Annotated in this window: 15 protein-coding genes and 1 pseudogene; 3 read left to right on the top strand and 13 right to left on the bottom strand. The window is 56.2% G+C overall.

What is annotated here, in order from left to right; translation table 11 throughout:
- Positions 1 to 38 precede the first annotated feature (38 nt).
- Positions 39 to 1,841 (top strand): Fe-Mn family superoxide dismutase, encoded by a 1,803-nt coding sequence (locus EHV15_RS38040; RefSeq protein ID WP_342773983.1) that lies wholly within the window; start codon positions 39 to 41, stop codon positions 1,839 to 1,841.
- A gap of 283 nt (positions 1,842 to 2,124) precedes the next feature.
- Here EHV15_RS38040 and folE read toward each other — a convergent pair whose 3' ends face one another.
- From folE to EHV15_RS13340, 7 genes and pseudogenes are all read right to left on the bottom strand, one after another.
- Positions 2,125 to 2,718 (bottom strand): GTP cyclohydrolase I FolE, encoded by a 594-nt coding sequence (folE, locus tag EHV15_RS13370; protein ID WP_128631647.1) that lies wholly within the window; start codon positions 2,716 to 2,718, stop codon positions 2,125 to 2,127.
- A gap of 117 nt (positions 2,719 to 2,835) precedes the next feature.
- On the bottom strand, positions 2,836 to 3,072 hold the full coding sequence (locus EHV15_RS13365) for a YneF family protein (protein WP_128635322.1): 237 nt from the start codon (positions 3,070 to 3,072) through the stop codon (positions 2,836 to 2,838).
- Positions 3,073 to 3,158: 86 nt separating this feature from the next.
- Entirely contained in the window at positions 3,159 to 4,199 is a 1,041-nt protein-coding gene (locus EHV15_RS13360; RefSeq protein ID WP_128631646.1) for an HD-GYP domain-containing protein, read from the bottom strand.
- A gap of 86 nt (positions 4,200 to 4,285) precedes the next feature.
- Positions 4,286 to 5,467, bottom strand: a pseudogene (queG, locus tag EHV15_RS13355) (tRNA epoxyqueuosine(34) reductase QueG); the annotation flags it as partial.
- A gap of 85 nt (positions 5,468 to 5,552) precedes the next feature.
- Positions 5,553 to 5,993: a ribonuclease HI gene (gene rnhA, locus EHV15_RS13350; protein WP_128631644.1), complete on the bottom strand. Its 441-nt coding sequence runs from the start codon at positions 5,991 to 5,993 to the stop codon at positions 5,553 to 5,555.
- A gap of 23 nt (positions 5,994 to 6,016) precedes the next feature.
- Positions 6,017 to 6,631: a signal peptidase I gene (lepB, locus tag EHV15_RS13345; protein ID WP_128631643.1), complete on the bottom strand. Its 615-nt coding sequence runs from the start codon at positions 6,629 to 6,631 to the stop codon at positions 6,017 to 6,019.
- 124 nt (positions 6,632 to 6,755) lie between these two features.
- Entirely contained in the window at positions 6,756 to 7,199 is a 444-nt protein-coding gene (locus EHV15_RS13340) for a GNAT family N-acetyltransferase (RefSeq protein WP_128631642.1), read from the bottom strand.
- Positions 7,200 to 7,708: 509 nt separating this feature from the next.
- Between EHV15_RS13340 and EHV15_RS13335 the strand changes: the two genes are divergently transcribed.
- Together EHV15_RS13335 and EHV15_RS13330 are read left to right on the top strand one after the other, a co-directional pair.
- Positions 7,709 to 8,323, top strand: a complete 615-nt coding sequence (locus EHV15_RS13335; RefSeq protein WP_128631641.1) for a superoxide dismutase — start codon at positions 7,709 to 7,711, stop codon at positions 8,321 to 8,323.
- Between the two features lie 27 nt (positions 8,324 to 8,350).
- The gene (locus tag EHV15_RS13330; protein WP_128631640.1) at positions 8,351 to 8,566 is read left to right on the top strand and encodes a hypothetical protein; all 216 of its coding nucleotides are present in this window, start codon (positions 8,351 to 8,353) and stop codon (positions 8,564 to 8,566) included.
- Between the two features lie 44 nt (positions 8,567 to 8,610).
- Here the strand turns inward: EHV15_RS13330 and EHV15_RS13325 are convergent, their stop codons facing one another.
- The 6 genes from EHV15_RS13325 to EHV15_RS13300 all read right to left on the bottom strand — a co-directional run bounded on the left by EHV15_RS13325 (position 8,611) and on the right by EHV15_RS13300 (position 15,296).
- Entirely contained in the window at positions 8,611 to 9,393 is a 783-nt protein-coding gene (locus tag EHV15_RS13325; RefSeq protein ID WP_128631639.1) for a family 16 glycosylhydrolase, read from the bottom strand.
- 10 nt (positions 9,394 to 9,403) lie between these two features.
- Positions 9,404 to 10,714 (bottom strand): 6-phospho-beta-glucosidase, encoded by a 1,311-nt coding sequence (locus EHV15_RS13320; RefSeq protein WP_128631638.1) that lies wholly within the window; start codon positions 10,712 to 10,714, stop codon positions 9,404 to 9,406.
- The gene (locus EHV15_RS13315; RefSeq protein ID WP_128631637.1) at positions 10,711 to 11,691 is read right to left on the bottom strand and encodes an N-acetylglucosamine kinase; all 981 of its coding nucleotides are present in this window, start codon (positions 11,689 to 11,691) and stop codon (positions 10,711 to 10,713) included. The genes EHV15_RS13320 and EHV15_RS13315 overlap by 4 nt, the downstream gene beginning before the upstream one ends.
- An 11-nt stretch (positions 11,692 to 11,702) precedes the next feature.
- Positions 11,703 to 13,337 carry an extracellular solute-binding protein gene (locus tag EHV15_RS13310; protein ID WP_128631636.1) on the bottom strand — a complete coding sequence of 545 codons (1,635 nt, stop codon included), beginning with the start codon at positions 13,335 to 13,337 and terminating at the stop codon, positions 11,703 to 11,705.
- 88 nt (positions 13,338 to 13,425) lie between these two features.
- Positions 13,426 to 14,319 (bottom strand): carbohydrate ABC transporter permease, encoded by an 894-nt coding sequence (locus EHV15_RS13305; protein ID WP_128631635.1) that lies wholly within the window; start codon positions 14,317 to 14,319, stop codon positions 13,426 to 13,428.
- 35 nt (positions 14,320 to 14,354) lie between these two features.
- The gene (locus tag EHV15_RS13300) at positions 14,355 to 15,296 is read right to left on the bottom strand and encodes an ABC transporter permease (RefSeq protein ID WP_128635321.1); all 942 of its coding nucleotides are present in this window, start codon (positions 15,294 to 15,296) and stop codon (positions 14,355 to 14,357) included.
- Positions 15,297 to 15,438: the final 142 nt, after the last annotated feature.

Below are 15,438 nucleotides of genomic sequence, written 5' to 3'. Positions count from 1 at the left end.
CTGGTAGTAATGACTTTAAGCAAGGGGAGGTTAACCGGATGCTGTTCGTTTACGGGCCTTATTTGCCTGTGCGCATTTTGGAAGAGATCCGTTTCTGGAAACAGCAGGAAGCGGAGCATACGGAAGTGATCAAAGCGATCATTCCCGGTTTGGAGCACCACTACGTCAAGCTGCTGGACGAGTGGAAGAAGGTGTTTACCGCCACGGAGGCAGTGGCCGACCGGCTGCTTCAGCACGGCCTGACGTCCAAGGAAGCGGCCTCAAGCCCTCAGCTGATCAAGCAAACCGAGCGGCTGCTCGGCACCGCCTTTCAGCAGTCGAAGGAGTTTGTCCGCCAGCTGCACCATATTCTCGACCGGAGCGAGGCGGTCAAGGCCGTTCCGCTCGCCCCCGTCGTGCTGATGCACATTATCCGCGAATCGGAGTATTTCCTGGCCGTGCTGGAAAGGCTCAACCGCCCCGGGGAAATCGCAGGCTGCGTCGCCGGCGCCCCGCCGGTGCACGACCCGTATCACCAAGCTGGCGGAGCGCAGACTTATGACCCTTATCAGCAGCCTGACGATTCGCCGCCTTACGGGCCTTATCAGCAACCCACCGGACCGGCACCTTTTGGGCCTTTCCAGCAGCCTACCGGACCGGCACCTTCTGGGCCTTTCCAGCAGCCTACCGGACCGGCGCCTTCTGGGCCTTTCCAGCAGCCTACCGGACCGGCACCTTCTGGGCCTTTCCAGCAGCCTACCGGACCGGCGCCTTTTGGGCCTTTCCAGCAGCCTACCGGACCGGCACCTTTTGGGCCTTTTCAGCAGCCCACCGGACCGGCACCTTCCGGGCCTTTCCAGCAACCTACCGGACCGGCGCCTTCTGGGCCTTTTCAGCAGCCTACCGGACCGGCGCCTTTTGGGCCTTTCCAGCAGCCTACCGGACCAGCGCCTTTTGGGTCAACCGGCTCGAGAGCGGAAGAGCCTGAAATATCCTGGCCGCAGCATTCGCCGTATCAGCAGTCGATTTCGCCGGAGGAGGCGGATTCCGATTTCGAAACACCAAACGTTTTGAACGCGGGGCTTGAAGCGAAATCGGCCGCACCAACCGAGAATCCGCCGAATAACAATGCGGCGGAAAGTTTGGCAAAAAGGATTGCCGAGGAAGTGGCCGGCCAAGAAAACCTGCGGCATGAAAATGCCGCTCCTTCAGACGGCTCCCGCATCCCCGAGCGCCCCGTCCCAATCGGCGGGCATACTCTTCCGCCCCTGCCCTACCCTTACAATGCCCTCGAACCTTACATCGATGAGGCGACGATGCGCATCCATCACAACAGGCACCACAAAACCTATGTCGACGACTTGAACAAAGCGGAGAAAAAGCTTCAGGAGGCCCGCAAATCCGGAAATTTCGATCTGGTCAAGCATTGGGAACGGGAGCTCGCCTTTAACGGCGCCGGCCACTATCTTCACACCATCTTTTGGGAGGTCATGAACCCGAAGGGCGGCGGAAGACCGGAGGGCGAGCTGCTCCAGCAAATCACTCGCGATTTCGGCAGCTACGACGCTTTCCATCGGCAATTTTCCGAAGCGGCCAACAAAGTGGAAGGCGGCGGCTGGGCGATCCTCGTCTGGAGCCCGCGCAGCCACCGGCTGGAAATTTTGACGGCGGAGAAGCATCAAAACTTGTCGCAATGGGACATCGTGCCGCTGCTTCCGCTCGACGTTTGGGAGCACGCTTACTACCTGAAGCATCAAAATAAACGAGCCGACTACATCAAGGATTGGTGGAACGTCGTTTACTGGCCGGCCGTGGCAGAGCGTTACGAAGCCGCCAAAAAACTAAAATGGCAGCCGTATTAAACGGCTGCCATATCGTAACGGACTGTAACGACGCTATTTCCTCATTTCCCGGCTATTTCTCGCTGTAACGCGGACCCCGATGACGCTATTCGGCTCAAATGGAGGCCTTTGGGGCAGATCTGAGCTAAATAACGTCATCTGAGTCCGTTACCGCTTTTGCGATGCCTGTTTTGGCGCATTTAGCGTCTCCCAGGTCCGTTAGAATTTGCTCAACTCCAAGCTTCGCCAGCCTTACGGCCAGGCCACAGTCACCGCCTGTTCTGCCGCAGACCGCAGCTTTCCGTTATTCCTTGATCAAGGACAAAAACTCCGCTCTCGAAGCCGCGTCCTTACGGAAGCTGCCGCGCACCGCGGACGTTACCGTTTTGCTGCCCGGCTTCTTGACGCCGCGCGCGCACATGCAGAGATGTTCGCCTTCCACAACGACCATTACACCCTGCGGGTTCAATACTTCTTCCATAATGTCGGCAATCTGCGAGGTGATGCGCTCCTGCACCTGCAGGCGGCGGGTCACCGCCTCCACCAGGCGGGCCAGCTTGCTGAGCCCGGCGATTCTGCCGCTCGGAATGTAGCCGATATGCACTTTGCCGAAGAAAGGCGCCATATGATGCTCGCATTGACTGTAATAGACGATATCTTTGACAATGACAAGCTCCTCATGGTTCTCTTCAAACGTTACCCCAAGCACGTCGCGGGGATCCACTTCATAACCGGCAAAAATCTCCTCATACATCCGGGTAACCCGGGCGGGAGTATCGAGCAATCCTTCCCGTTCGACGTCTTCCCCGATCAGCTTTAAGATTTCACGAACATGATGTTCTATTTTCTCGTGATTTTCTCCAACCTGCTTGTTTACGTAATCCTTAAGTCCAGCCATTCAGGCGCCTCCTCCTTTCAAAAAAAAGTATGGCGATGACGCAGCATGACGCCGGTTTCATGACGCCATGATTGCGCACAGGCCACACTTTTTAAGACTCTTCATTTGAGCCGATTTTTATTTCTTCTTCCGCGGCCGCGCCGCCCCGGGAACCTGGCCCTGGTTTTTCATCATCTGCTGCGCGCGCTGCATTTGCTTGTTGTTCAGATTATAGCCCATCTGTTTTGCCACTTTTTGCAGCATTTCCGGATCGTTTTGCATTTTTGTCATCTGCCGCCGCAAATAAAAGACGCCGATCAGAAAACCGCCTACCAATCCGACGACAAGCGTAATAATTGGAATTACGATATCCATCATTCAGCCACCCCTGCATTAATATCCGTGCAGCCCCCCGTTTGGCTAACGCACTCCAAATATAATAGCATTCACCCTGCCGCGATTCAAGCCAGAACCGTTTCGATAAACAGCGTGGTTTCCGTCGCCAGATCCACTTCTTTCACGTCCAGTTCATCCCCGGCGCCGCGCACGATGCGGATGACCGGCCGGCCCGGCAGCCCCCGGTGCTGGCTTACGACCACGCCGGTTTCCTTGGTCGACAGCCTTACCGCCGTGCCGTTTGGATAGACGGATACGATGCGGGTAAACTCCACCAGCACGTCGCGATCCAGTTCATGCTCCGAATAGGCCATCAGTTGTTCACAGGCCTCGTGAGGCAATAGGGTCCGCTCGGAGCCGGCTTCACCGCCGCCGCTGATCAGGTTGTCGTACATATTCGCAACAGCGACGATGCGGGGGAACAGGTGGATTTCGTCCCCTGCCAGGCCGCGGGGCATCCCCGTGCCGTCCAGCCGCTCATGATGCTGAAGCGCCGTATGGGCGATGAGCAGATTAAATTCGCGTTTATGCTTCAGCATTTCGTATCCCCGCCATGTATGATGCTGCTTCGGATCGTCCTCCGCCGCGCCTTCCGGCAGCGGAACGGACTTGCCGATATCGTGCAGCAACGCCCCGATCGCCAGATCCTTCAGCTGGGAATAACCCAGCCCCATGTTCAGTCCGATCATGGAAGAGATCAGGCAGACGTTGACCGCATGCAGGTAAGCCGCATTGTCCGCCGTACGAATGTCGGTCAGCTGCAAAAGCACTTCCTTGTTGCTCAGCACGTCCGTCAGTAAAGTATCCACGCTGGCGCCGACTTTTTTCGTGCTCCATTCCTTTCCCGACCGGATCGCTTCCTGCGTCTCCACCATTTCGTGAAATACCGCTTGTTTGGTCGATTCGCTGATCACATCTTCGATTTCGACATCGTCGTAATCGGGATCTTTGATGTACAGCATCGTGACGCCGATCCGTTTGAGCGTGCTGATCATAAATACGGTCAGTTGAACCCCCGCCGACAAAAGCACGGTACCATTCGCGGAATAAACCGTTTTTCCCAAGTATTGCCCTGGCTCGATATCCTCAATACCGATGAAACGCATCCCTTCATCCCCCTTGACGGCCGGCTACCCGCTTCCGTCATCGTTGTCATGCTTGTTTGGTTCCGCTTTCCTTAACCGTCGCGGCTTTCTTCGGGAGACGCTGCCCCTCGCAGCTTCCGGTCCGCCGCCTGGAGGCGCTCCAGCACTTCCTCGTCCTGTTCGCTCTCCAGCGCCCGGCTCACCGCCTCCGCCGCCGCTTCTCCCCCGATCCGGGCGAGTGCCCAGGCGGCTGTGCCGCGAAGCACCGGACGAGGATCATGAAACAGTATATCTATTAATTTCGGCACGGAAGCCGCGTCTTTGAAGTTTCCGAGCGCAATGACCGCATTTCGCTGAATCGGTTTTTTCCCCCTCCAGGCCGCCGCGCTGTCACCGAAGCGCTCCTTGAATTCCCGGTTGCTTATATCGAGAAGCGGCAGGAGCAGCGGCTTAACCGTCTCCGGATCGGGCTGCAGCTCCGGCCGGTGGTTCCAGGACTTGCCCTTGTTTTTCGGACAAACCACCTGGCATGTATCGCAACCGTAAAGCCGGTTGCCGATTTTGACCATGAACTCCTCTTCGACAAACCCTTTCGTTTGCGTTAAAAAGGAAATGCACCGCTGCGCGTTCAGCACGCCTGGCCCGACAAGCGCCCCGGTCGGACAGGCATCGATGCATTTCGTGCATTCGCCGCAATCCTCCGTGACCGGGGAATCCGGCGGAAAAGGAATGTTCGTGATCATCTCGCCGAGGTAGATCCATGAACCCCATTTGGGCGAGATGATCGCGCAGTTTTTCCCTTTAAAGCCGATTCCCGCCCGCTCCGCCACCGCACGGTCGACCAAAGCTCCGGTATCCACCATGCTCTCGATCCGCGCTTCCGGAACCCGCTCCCGTATGAAGTCCTCCAGCTTGGCCATCGCCTCGCGGAGCACCTGATGGTAGTCCCGTCCCCAAGCCGATCTGGCCAGTATCCCGCGCCGCAGCCCTGGCTCGGACTTCGGCGGGTTGTCCATCTTGGAAGGATACGCCACGGCGATCGAAACCAGGGAAGCCGGCTGCTCAAGGGTCAACTCGGGGTAAACGCGCTTATCGATATCCGGTTCCTCGAACCCGGATTCGTATCCTTTTTTACGCCGGTCCAGCAAAATCGCCTTCAGCGAAATAAAAGGGTCCGCGGAGGCAAAGCCGATATCGTCGATGCCAAGCGACGCCGCGTTTTCCTTTATTTCACGTTTCAAATCCGCCCACCCGCTGGTGCTTGCAGGAACGACGCTGCCGTCGTGGATTGTCTTTGCCACTCCCTTCCCCTCCTTGATGTAAATTTTACGGGCGGCAAACGGCCCCTAAGTTGTTTTATTCCGATAAAGCCAGTCAGGAAGGCAGCCGCTTAATCGCTTCCCGGGCCAGCATATCGCAATGATTGTTGAGCTCATTGTCACTGTGACCTTTGACCTTAACGTATTCGACCTGGTGGATGCCCATCAGCCGCCACAATTCCTGCCACAGGTCTTTGTTTTCCACCGGCTGGTTTTTGCTGTTTTTCCAACCGTTTTTGAGCCAGCCCCGAATCCAGCCCTGCTGAAAGCAGTTCACCACATAGGCGGAATCGCTGTAAACTTTGGCCCGGCACGGCTCCTTCAGCTGACTGAGCGCGGAAATGACCGCCTGGATTTCCATCCGGTTGTTTGTGGTCATTTTCTCGCCGCCGGACAGATCCTTGCGATGCCCGTTAAACATTAATACAGCGCCCCAGCCCCCCGGGCCCGGGTTTCCGGAACAGGCGCCATCGGTATAAATCGTTATCTCTTTCACCGTTCATCCTCCAGACTCGCAGGCTATAAACCGCGGATTTTGCCGATAGGCCAAAACACGAACTCGGCTCTGCCGACAATTTGGTCTTCCTTCACGCTGCCGAAATACCGGCTGTCCTTGCTGCTCCCGGCATGGCGGTTATCGCCCATTACGAAGTATTCCCCTTCGCCCAGCTTGACGGGCGGCACGTCGCCATCCTCGATCATCGCATCGGTATAGGGTTCATCCTGCTCCTCGCCGTTGACGCAGAGCATATGGTCCCGCACTTCCACCGTATCTCCGGGCACGGCGACCACCCGTTTGACGAGAAACGGTTTGCGCTCCCCTTCGGCGCTGGGATCCTTCAAAATCACGACCTCCCCGCGCTGCGGATGGCCGAAACGGTAAACCAGCCTGTCGATAAACAGCCGCTCGCGCTCCTCCAAGGTCGGTTCCATCGATTGCCCCTTCACGATCGACAAATTGAACACGAATATGTTAAGCAGCAGCATAATGGCAAAAGCGACGATCACCGTTTTGAGCAAATCCCATATTTCCCCAGCCAGGCGGCTTTGCGGGCCGGACGGTTCAGGGCCTGGTTTCGCCTGCGCGGCCTCTTCGGCCCGTTCCTTGTTTTCCGAAAAAATCACCGGTTCCATAAAAGCACCTCATCCACAGTGTCACAACAATCTATAAATAGAAAAGCATATCCCGCACCCATTTGCAACGGATGGAAGATATGCTTCAATCTTTCCTCTTCTTACCTATCTAGAATTAAAAAAATCAATTAGACCCCGATAAAGAACGCGCGGCTGCAATACTAAGCTTCTGGAACGCTTCTAAAAACTTGCTTGCGCCGTAGCCCATCGCTTCGTACAGCGGCATAATCGCTTTGTTATGCTCGTCACCGGCCACCATGATCCGGCGGACATTGCGCTGCTGAAAACGTTGTTCCATCGCGGAAACGAGGCTTCTGCCTACGCCGCGCCGGCGGTAATCCGGGTGAACGGCCATCCGGTAAATACACCCGGTATTCTGGTCGATCGTTCCGATCAAGACCCCCTGAATTTCTTCCTCCGCTTCCGCAACTAGAATCAGTTCGGAATCCCAGGCCAATTGTCTGGCAAAAGCTTTTTTGGTGTCCTCGTAGCAAGCCTCGGACAAGGATACCTGCAAAAGATCCATCACTTGATTCACATCACTCAACTGAAAGGAACGAATAAGCATGCTATGATCTCCTTTTTCCTTAACACTAGATAGATTCATGTTAAAGGCGCGGCCTTTATTTTTACATCAAGCGAATAATTGAAACCAGACAAAAATCGAGAAAAAAACTGCTTCCTTGTCCATTAAACCATAGAAATCAACGAAATACACCAATTTTCTTCTGTAAGCGCTTCATATTAAGCGTTTACATTTATTTTTTGTGAATTTCTCTTCACAAAACAGGTTTTCATACATATATTTTGATCATTTGCCAATAATAGGTTTTGTTTCGAGTATGTAAATACGATCGACACTTTAAGTGCGTGTTCAAAAAGTCGGGTTTTCAGCACCGAGAAGGTTGGATGAAGCTAGGGACTGAGGAGCGGAGCGTACGTTTTGGGTACGTGAGCATCGGAAGTCACGGCTGAATTCAAGATTCGACGTCGAGACCACTTCCTGACCTGCTTCGTGATCAAAAGACGACTTTTTGAACAACCTTTTTAACCAAAAAATCGGGAGGTTTTTCCGTTATGGCCCATGAACTGCCTGCGTTGCCCTATCCGGCAAACGCGCTTGAACCTTACATCGACGAGCAGACGATGAACATTCACCATGATCGTCACCACAATACGTACGTGACCAACCTGAACGCCGCGCTGGAAAGCGCCCCGGAACTGCAGAACAAGAGCGTGGAGGAGCTTATTTCCGGCCTCGACAGCGTTCCCGAAAATATCCGCACCGCCGTGCGCAACAACGGCGGCGGCCACGCCAACCACAGCCTGTTCTGGACCGTGATCGGGCCCGGCGGCGGCGGCGCTCCGAGCGGAGCGGTCGCTTCCTCCATCGACAGCGATCTTGGAGGCTTCGACAAATTCAAAGAGGAATTTACAAAAGCGGCGACGACCCGCTTCGGCAGCGGCTGGGCTTGGCTGGTCGTCGGCAAGGACGGCAAACTGGCCGTAACGAGCACACCGAACCAGGACAACCCGCTCTCCGAGGGACAAACGCCCATTCTTGGCCTGGACGTCTGGGAGCACGCTTACTATTTGAAATATCAAAACAAACGCCCGGATTATATCGCGGCATTTTGGAATGTAATCAACTGGGATGAAGTGAACCGGCGTTACGAAGCCGCCAAAAAATAAGGGCGATCGCCAGGAGGAGGTTACGATATGGCCGAGCAAAAGCGCAGGCTGACCAATGATCCGGAGGAGCTGCTGAAAGCCAAACACGCGGACAACGAGCATAAGCAGCAGTTTACGAACTTCGCGCACAGCGTTACCGGTGGAGCCGAGGCAGCGGATCCGGGCAAGGTGGTGGGCGAAGAGCATCGCGAACCGGATACGCAAAACTATATGAAAACGGTGGAAAACCGCACGCTGGAATAAAGAAATTAAAAAAGAGGCCCTCCATGAAGGAAGGCCTCTTGATATTATTTTGCCGGGGTATACTTGATCCAGTCATAGTACGCCCGAACCGGGGACCCGGGATAAACAAAATTCCCTGTCCAATATTTGGCGGCGTTGCCCGCCCCCGCCCAGAAGTTGACCATGATGCTGCCCGGATGGCTCGGCAGCGGTCCGCGCGAGCCGTCCTCGGTATGCACCAGCTTGCCGTCGACATACCATTTGATCGAGGTCGGCGACCATTCAAAGGCATAGTCGTGGAAGTCCAGCGATGCATCAAAGCCAAGATCAATGACCGTGCTATGATCTCCGTCTCCGGCCGTGTAATAGTTGGTCTCCAGTTTCGTCGGGTCTTTTCCGAGAATCTCAATATCAATTTCATCATTCTCTTCAATGTCCGGATCCGGGTTGAGGTCATAATAAGTGAACAGTGAAGTGACCAGCCCCTCGCCTTTTGCCACCTTCATCCGCGCTTCCACACGCCCGTAGCCGTAGTCTTCCCCGATGGTTGCATATTCGCCGGAGGCATACTGCTCGCCGGAGCATCGGCTTGGACATCCCGACTTGTCCAATCGAAGGGCCATGATTCCGTTGTTGAATTCGATGTTGTTCGCCCGCCAGCCTACGCCGAAATCCTCGCCGTTCTCCCAGCCGTCCGAGGCATAGAACAGCTTCCCGTTAAAAGCGTTCAGCGGCTCCTCAAACCCGACCGCCGCCGCCGCCGGAACCGCCGCCAGCAGCAGGCTGCATCCTACCAAACAAACTCCCAAACCTCCGCGAACTTTTTGAAAGACTTTAAACTTTTTCATCATATCCCTCCTAATGAATTGCCGCGAAAAATCGCGGGAGATAACGCCGGTTTTGCTCCAGCATTTCCGCCAGCATGTTTTCGGCAGCGCTGACGGAGCTAGTCAAAGGATGATGCGCCAAAGCCAGCAGCGCCAAGCCCCGGTCACCGGTGACGGCCGCTTCGATGGCCAGCCGCTCGTAGGTTTTGATGGACCGGATCAGGCCTTTGACGGCCTCGGGGATCACGGTCACCGGCTGAACTACCGGCCCCTGGCCGGTCACCCGGCAGTTCACTTCAATGCAAGCATCATCCGGCAAAAAATCAAGCGTTCCTTGATTGGCAACGTTCAGCGTCTGAACATCACTGGAATTATTATACAATGAATTCATTAATTTGACAGCCGCTTCCGAATAGTAAGCCCCTCCGCGCTGCTCCAGTTGCTTCGGTTTCTCCTTTAATTCGGGATCCCGGTAAATTTCAAACAGCTCGTTTTCCAGCCGCTGCACCGTCTCGGCCCGGGTCTCCCCGCGGGAAGCCGCCTGCACCTGTTCCTCCAGCATCTCGCGCTGCAGATAGAAATATTTCAGGTAATACGAAGGGATGGCCTTAAGCGCCTGCAGCAGCGTGCCGTTCCAGGCGAATTGCGGAACGTTGCGCGCGGAGTACCCTTCCCGGTTGTCCAGCAGCTCCTCCAGCTTGGATTCGCCGTCAATCGTAACCTTGCTGATCCAGTGCAAATGGTTCAGGCCGACAAACTCGCAATGGATGCGCTCGACCGGCACTTTGTACAAGGAAGAAAGCCATTTGTAAGCGGCGATCGGCGAGTTGCACAACCCGATCGAGCGGATGCGGGAATGCTTGTGAATCGCCTCCGTTACCATCCCCGCCGGGTTGGTGAAATTGAGCAGCCAGGCATCGGGACACAGCTCCTCCATATCCTTGCAGATGTCCAGCAGGACGGGGATCGTCCGCAAAGCCTTCATCATGCCGCCCGGACCCGTCGTTTCCTGGCCGATCATGCCGTACTTCAAAGGGATCGTTTCGTCCCAAGCCCGCGCCTCCAGCAAGCCCACCCGCAGTTGCGTCGTAACGAATGCCGCGCCTTCCAGGGCGGATCGGCGGTCCATCGTCATCGTCAATTTGACCGGCAGGCCCGACGCCGCGATCATGCGCTCGGCAAGCTGCCCGACGATAGTCAGCTTGCGCAGGCCGTCCGGGATATCGACCAGCGCGATTTCGGTGACGGGCAAAGTCTCGTAGTTTTGAATAAAGCCCTCGATTAACTCCGGCGTATACGAAGATCCTCCGCCGATCACCGCGATTTTCAGTTCCTGTTTCATGGCTTAAGCTCCTCCTTTACCGACAATCCCGCATCCAAGCGCTCATAGACGGACTCGCCGACCGGGCGCCCGGATTTCTCCATGGCCAGCAAAATCGCGCCGGCGGCCGGCTCCATCGTAAGCCGGCGCAAGCTGCAATCGGGGGCTGCCCGCTTTACGATCTCTTCAATATAAGGCGTAACGAACCGGTGATCGGCGCGCGTCAGCACGCTGCCGACCAGCACGAGGTCAAACCGGTCCTCCCCCATGCCGAGTTTGCGGATCACCGCCGCGGCGGCCAGGCCAAGCTCTTTTCCCTGCCGCCGCAAAATCCGCCGCACCGCCTCATCCCGCTCGGCCACCTGAAACAGCAGCTTGGCCAGGTGGCCCGGAGCGCCCGCGCCGCGATCCAGATAGTCGTGAAACAAGCGCTCCACGGAAGGGTAGCCCAACGTTTGCAGAACCGCTTCGGTAAGGAGGGTCGGGCGCTCCCTGCCCTCCCAGGCGCGGATCACGGTACGGAACACTTCCACCGCCAGCTCGCCGCCGCCACCGAAGTCGCCGAACATGTACCCGAAGCCGCCGCACTGCAGCGATTCGCCCCGCTTGTTGACGCCGTAGCAGTTCGTGCCGCTGCCGCAAACGGCGACGACCCCGTCCGGCTGCCGCGTGCCCGCCCGCAGCCCGATTTCCGTATCGCAGACGATGCCGTGCTCCGGGAATCCCAGATCAGCGATCATCGGGCGCAGCACCAGAAAATCCGCCTCGCGGTCCGCGCCCGCCAGCCCGAACATGGCATACCTTATCTGCCGGTGGTCAAGCCCGGCCTGCGCCAGCGCTCCGCCCGCAGCCTCAATGATGCTGCGCCGGGCCAACTCCTCCTGCACCTGGTGGTTACCGCAGCCGCTTAAGGCCCGCCCCAAAATCCGCCCTTGTTCATCCGTGACGACAGCTAGCGTTTTACTGCCTCCGCCGTCCACTCCCAAAAAATAGTCCAAAGCGTTCTCCCCTATTTCAGCTTACTTAAGTTCTCCTGCCATCTCTCCGTCTTGTATTTCAGCAATTTGGCATAGCCGGCCTTCTGCGCGTCCGCTTCCGCCTGATCCAAAACAGCGTCCACCTCCGCTTCCGATTTCGCGTTCATCACCGCGGCCGCCATCGTCTTGCTGTAAATGTCCAGCACGCTTTGCGCCACGATCCCTTCCTCGCTGTCCCCGGCCGGGTCAAGGTTCGTGAATTCCGTCGTGTTGTACTGCGTCTTCCACGTAATTTCCGATTGCCATCTCGACTCCCAGTTTTGCTTCTCCGGCGGGAGCGCCGATTCGAATTTTATCTTGGAGTTGTCGACATACACCGTGTTGCCGACCCACTGGAAGTTCACGGTGGAATTCATAAGCTCGTCGCGCCCCTTCGTATCCGCGGTGTACTTTTCCGTGAACAGCGGCGCCTCTTCATCATCCGTCCCTTCCCAATAAAGCCCTTCCGGTCCCCACATGATAATCCGCTGCCCCTCCGGCCCGGTCATCCAGTCCAGGAAGGCGAAGATCGCTTCGGGATCTTTGGCGGACCGGGTGATGACGCTGACGTTCCAGCCCTGCTGCTTATAGTCGCCGGGGTAAATTTTGTTCTTGTCGAGGCCTTGCTTGTGAATCGGCCAGACCATGATGTAGCCGGCTTCCGGATCTTCGGCCGACAGCAGCGCGTTGCCGATCGCCCCGTATTCCGTCGGGCTGGAGGCCGCATACACGGCGATTTGCCCGCTGCGCACCTTCTGCTCGACCTGCTCCAGCTTTTGCGTAAACGCGTCTTGCGTCATCAGCCCTTCGCGGTACAACTTGTTGGCGAACCGGATGCCTTCCCGGTAAACGGGATCGGTAAAGATGGAAATAAGCTCGCCTCCGGAAGGCACCGCCATCATCGCATTAAACGTCGCCGGATGGTTTTCGCCGAACGCCGTCGTCAGCACCTCCACGCCCGCGGCGCCCTCCCCGGCCTCAAACGGCACGATGTCGGGGTACTTCTCCTTGACCGTTTTCAGGTAGGCGTACAGATCGTCGGTCGTTTCCAGCGGCGGCGCGCCCAGCTCGTTGTAGATTTTTTTGTTCACGAGATAGCCGGCATTGCCGTTGGGCTGCGTCGTGTACCAGTTCGGGAACTGGTACAGCTTCCCATCAGGTGACCGCAGCATGTCAAGGGTTGATTCGCCTGCCCATTTTTTCAGGTTCGGATATTTGCCTAAGTAGTCGTCAAACGGCACGAGCATGCCCGCCGCGCGCAGCTTCTCCACGTCCGCTCCGCGCTCCAGCCAAATAACGTCCGGCAAATCGCCGGAGACGATCATCGTGCTGAGCTTCTGCTTGGCGTTGCCGCCGGAGCTGATCGGCTCCACAATGACCTGCTTGTTCTCCTTGATCCATTTGGTCGCCAAGTCCTCCCCCCAATTCGGCATCGTATACCAGTCGTAATGGCCGTAGAAGGTAAAGGTCAGCGGTTTAACCACCTCCTTTGATTCCGTATCCGCCTGCGGCTGCCCTTCGTTCACCGCGGCCGCCTCCCCGCCGCCGCCGGAGCATGCGGTCAAACCGAGCAGCGTAGCGAGTATGGCGGATAAAGCGGACATTTCGATTTTTTTCCAATGCATCATGCAAGACTCCCCCTTGTTTTCTCGAACTATGAACGTTGAACATTCGAAACGGCCGCGGCCGGGCAGCGAAAAGGTTAAAGCCGCAGGGCTATTCCTTCAGCGACCCGATCATCACGCCTTTCACAAAATACTTCTGCACAAACGGGTACACGCATAAAATCGGCACCGTCGCCACCATCATCGTCGCCATGGACAGCGATTTGGTCGTCACCGTCTTCATCCGGTTCAAATGGCTCGCGGCCGCGGAATCCATCTGCGACATCTGCTCCGTCATGATGTTCGAGTTCAGAATTTGCTGCAGTTTCGTCTGAATCGGCAGCAAATCGGCATTGGAAATGTAAATGCTGGGGGTGAACCAGTCATTCCAGTGATATACGGCCGTAAACAGGGACAACGTTGCCAGAACGGGCCCGGACAGAGGCAGGATGATCTTGAACAATACCCCCCAATTCGAGCAGCCGTCTATGCGCGCGGATTCCTCCAGCCCTGCCGGCATCCCTTTGAAAAAAGTGCGGAAAATGATCATGTTCCATACGCTGATCAGCCCCGGAACAACCATCACCCAAAACGTATCGATGAGTTGCAATTCGCGGATCAGCAAATAGGTGGGAATCAAGCCGCCGCTGAAAAACATCGTGACGATGCAGATGATCATGTACAGCTTCCGCCCGATCAGCCAGCTTTTGGTCATGCCGTAGGCGAAAATGGCCGTGGCCAAAATGGACAGCAGCGTGCCGACGACCGTTCTCAGCACCGACACCGCAAATCCGTTCAGCAGCCGCCCGTCCCTGAAGACGACGGCGTAGTTCTCCAAGGTGAAGGCGCGCGGCCAAAAGGTTACGCCTCCGCGCATCGTGTCGTTTCCGCTGTTGAAGGAAATGACGGCAGCGTTCCAGAACGGGTAAAACGCAGCGAAACCGAGCACAATGAGCAAGGCGTAAATGAGCGCGGACAGCTTTTTGTCACTCAAAGTCAGCTTCATTTGTCTTCCCCCTCTTCATTCCGCGGCAAAGGAATTTACCATAAGCTGTTCCCCGACCTGCGGGCCGCATAGTTGGCAGCCGCGAGCAGCGCCACGCTGAGCACTCCTTTAAACAGTCCAACAGCCGTAGCATAAGAGTATCTGGAGTTCTGAATCCCCACGCGGTACACATAGGTGTCGATCACATCCGCCACATCCCGCAGCACCGGATTTGCGCCAAGCAGCAAAATGTCCTCAAATCCGGCGTTCAGCAGATTGCCGATATCCAGAATCAGAAACACGATGATGACCGGCATGATCGAAGGCAATGTAATGGAAAACATCTGCCGCAGCCGGCTCACGCCGTCCATGGCCGCCGCTTCGTAAAGCTGCGGATCGACGCCCGCGATAGCGGCGAGATAGACGATGGAGGAAAAACCGATTTCCTTCCACACGCCGGTCGTCACCAAAATCGTCCAGAAATACTCGGGAATCGACAAAAAGTTGATAGGCGCGCCGATCAGGTTCAGATTTTGCAGCGCGATGTTCAAACTTCCGTTGTCGGTGGACAGCAGCGAGGTGACGAACCCGGAAACGATGACCCAGGAAATAAAGTGCGGCAAATAGCTGATCGTCTGCACGGTCCGCTTGAACGCCCGGTTTCTTACTTCGTTGAGCATCAGCGCCAAAAGAATCGGAGCCGGGAACCCCACCGCCAGCTTCAGCAGGCTGATGACCAGCGTGTTGCGGATGACGCTCCAAAATTCGGGCGCCTGAAAAAACATTTCAAAATGCTTGAAGCCCACCCACGGGCTCGCCAAAAAACCTTGGAAAATGCTGTAATCCTGAAAGGCCATCAGCACTCCGTACATCGGGATATAGCTGAATACGACGATAAAAAGCAGCGCCGGCACGACCATCAGCTGAACATCCCACTGTCTGAGAAGCCTTGCATACAACTTCGGTTTGGGGTAAGTTTTGCGGCCGGTATTCCTCATCCCTTTGCGTTCCCTGCGAATGCTTGTTTGCAGCGGCACTCCCCCCTTTTTATCAGGCCCTGTACAACCATGATCGCGACAACCACGTAAGGTAACCTGTCATTTGCAAATTATTTTATAGACTTATCCGGAGAAAATCTCC

This window comes from Paenibacillus oralis, from assembly GCF_003863965.1.
GTDB lineage: Bacteria > Bacillota > Bacilli > Paenibacillales > Paenibacillaceae > Fontibacillus > Fontibacillus oralis.
Note: the sequence above shows the minus strand (reverse complement) of the source record. Positions and strands in the feature narration are given on the sequence as shown.

What these genes read in the sequence shown, in the direction of transcription:
- EHV15_RS13310 (WP_128631636.1), bottom strand. Translation starts at nt 13,337, where the DNA reads ATGATGCATTGGAAAAAAATCGAAATGTCCGCTTTATCCGCCATACTC.
- EHV15_RS13305 (WP_128631635.1), bottom strand. Translation starts at nt 14,319, where the DNA reads ATGAAGCTGACTTTGAGTGACAAAAAGCTGTCCGCGCTCATTTACGCC.
- EHV15_RS13360 (WP_128631646.1), bottom strand. Translation starts at nt 4,199, where the DNA reads ATGCGTTTCATCGGTATTGAGGATATCGAGCCAGGGCAATACTTGGGA.
- EHV15_RS13365 (WP_128635322.1), bottom strand. Translation starts at nt 3,072, where the DNA reads ATGGATATCGTAATTCCAATTATTACGCTTGTCGTCGGATTGGTAGGC.
- lepB (WP_128631643.1), bottom strand. Translation starts at nt 6,631, where the DNA reads ATGGAACCGGTGATTTTTTCGGAAAACAAGGAACGGGCCGAAGAGGCC.
- EHV15_RS13300 (WP_128635321.1), bottom strand. Translation starts at nt 15,296, where the DNA reads ATGAGGAATACCGGCCGCAAAACTTACCCCAAACCGAAGTTGTATGCA.
- EHV15_RS13330 (WP_128631640.1), top strand. Translation starts at nt 8,351, where the DNA reads ATGGCCGAGCAAAAGCGCAGGCTGACCAATGATCCGGAGGAGCTGCTG.
- folE (WP_128631647.1), bottom strand. Translation starts at nt 2,718, where the DNA reads ATGGCTGGACTTAAGGATTACGTAAACAAGCAGGTTGGAGAAAATCAC.
- EHV15_RS13320 (WP_128631638.1), bottom strand. Translation starts at nt 10,714, where the DNA reads ATGAAACAGGAACTGAAAATCGCGGTGATCGGCGGAGGATCTTCGTAT.
- EHV15_RS38040 (WP_342773983.1), top strand. Translation starts at nt 39, where the DNA reads ATGCTGTTCGTTTACGGGCCTTATTTGCCTGTGCGCATTTTGGAAGAG.
- EHV15_RS13340 (WP_128631642.1), bottom strand. Translation starts at nt 7,199, where the DNA reads ATGCTTATTCGTTCCTTTCAGTTGAGTGATGTGAATCAAGTGATGGAT.
- EHV15_RS13325 (WP_128631639.1), bottom strand. Translation starts at nt 9,393, where the DNA reads ATGAAAAAGTTTAAAGTCTTTCAAAAAGTTCGCGGAGGTTTGGGAGTT.
- EHV15_RS13335 (WP_128631641.1), top strand. Translation starts at nt 7,709, where the DNA reads ATGGCCCATGAACTGCCTGCGTTGCCCTATCCGGCAAACGCGCTTGAA.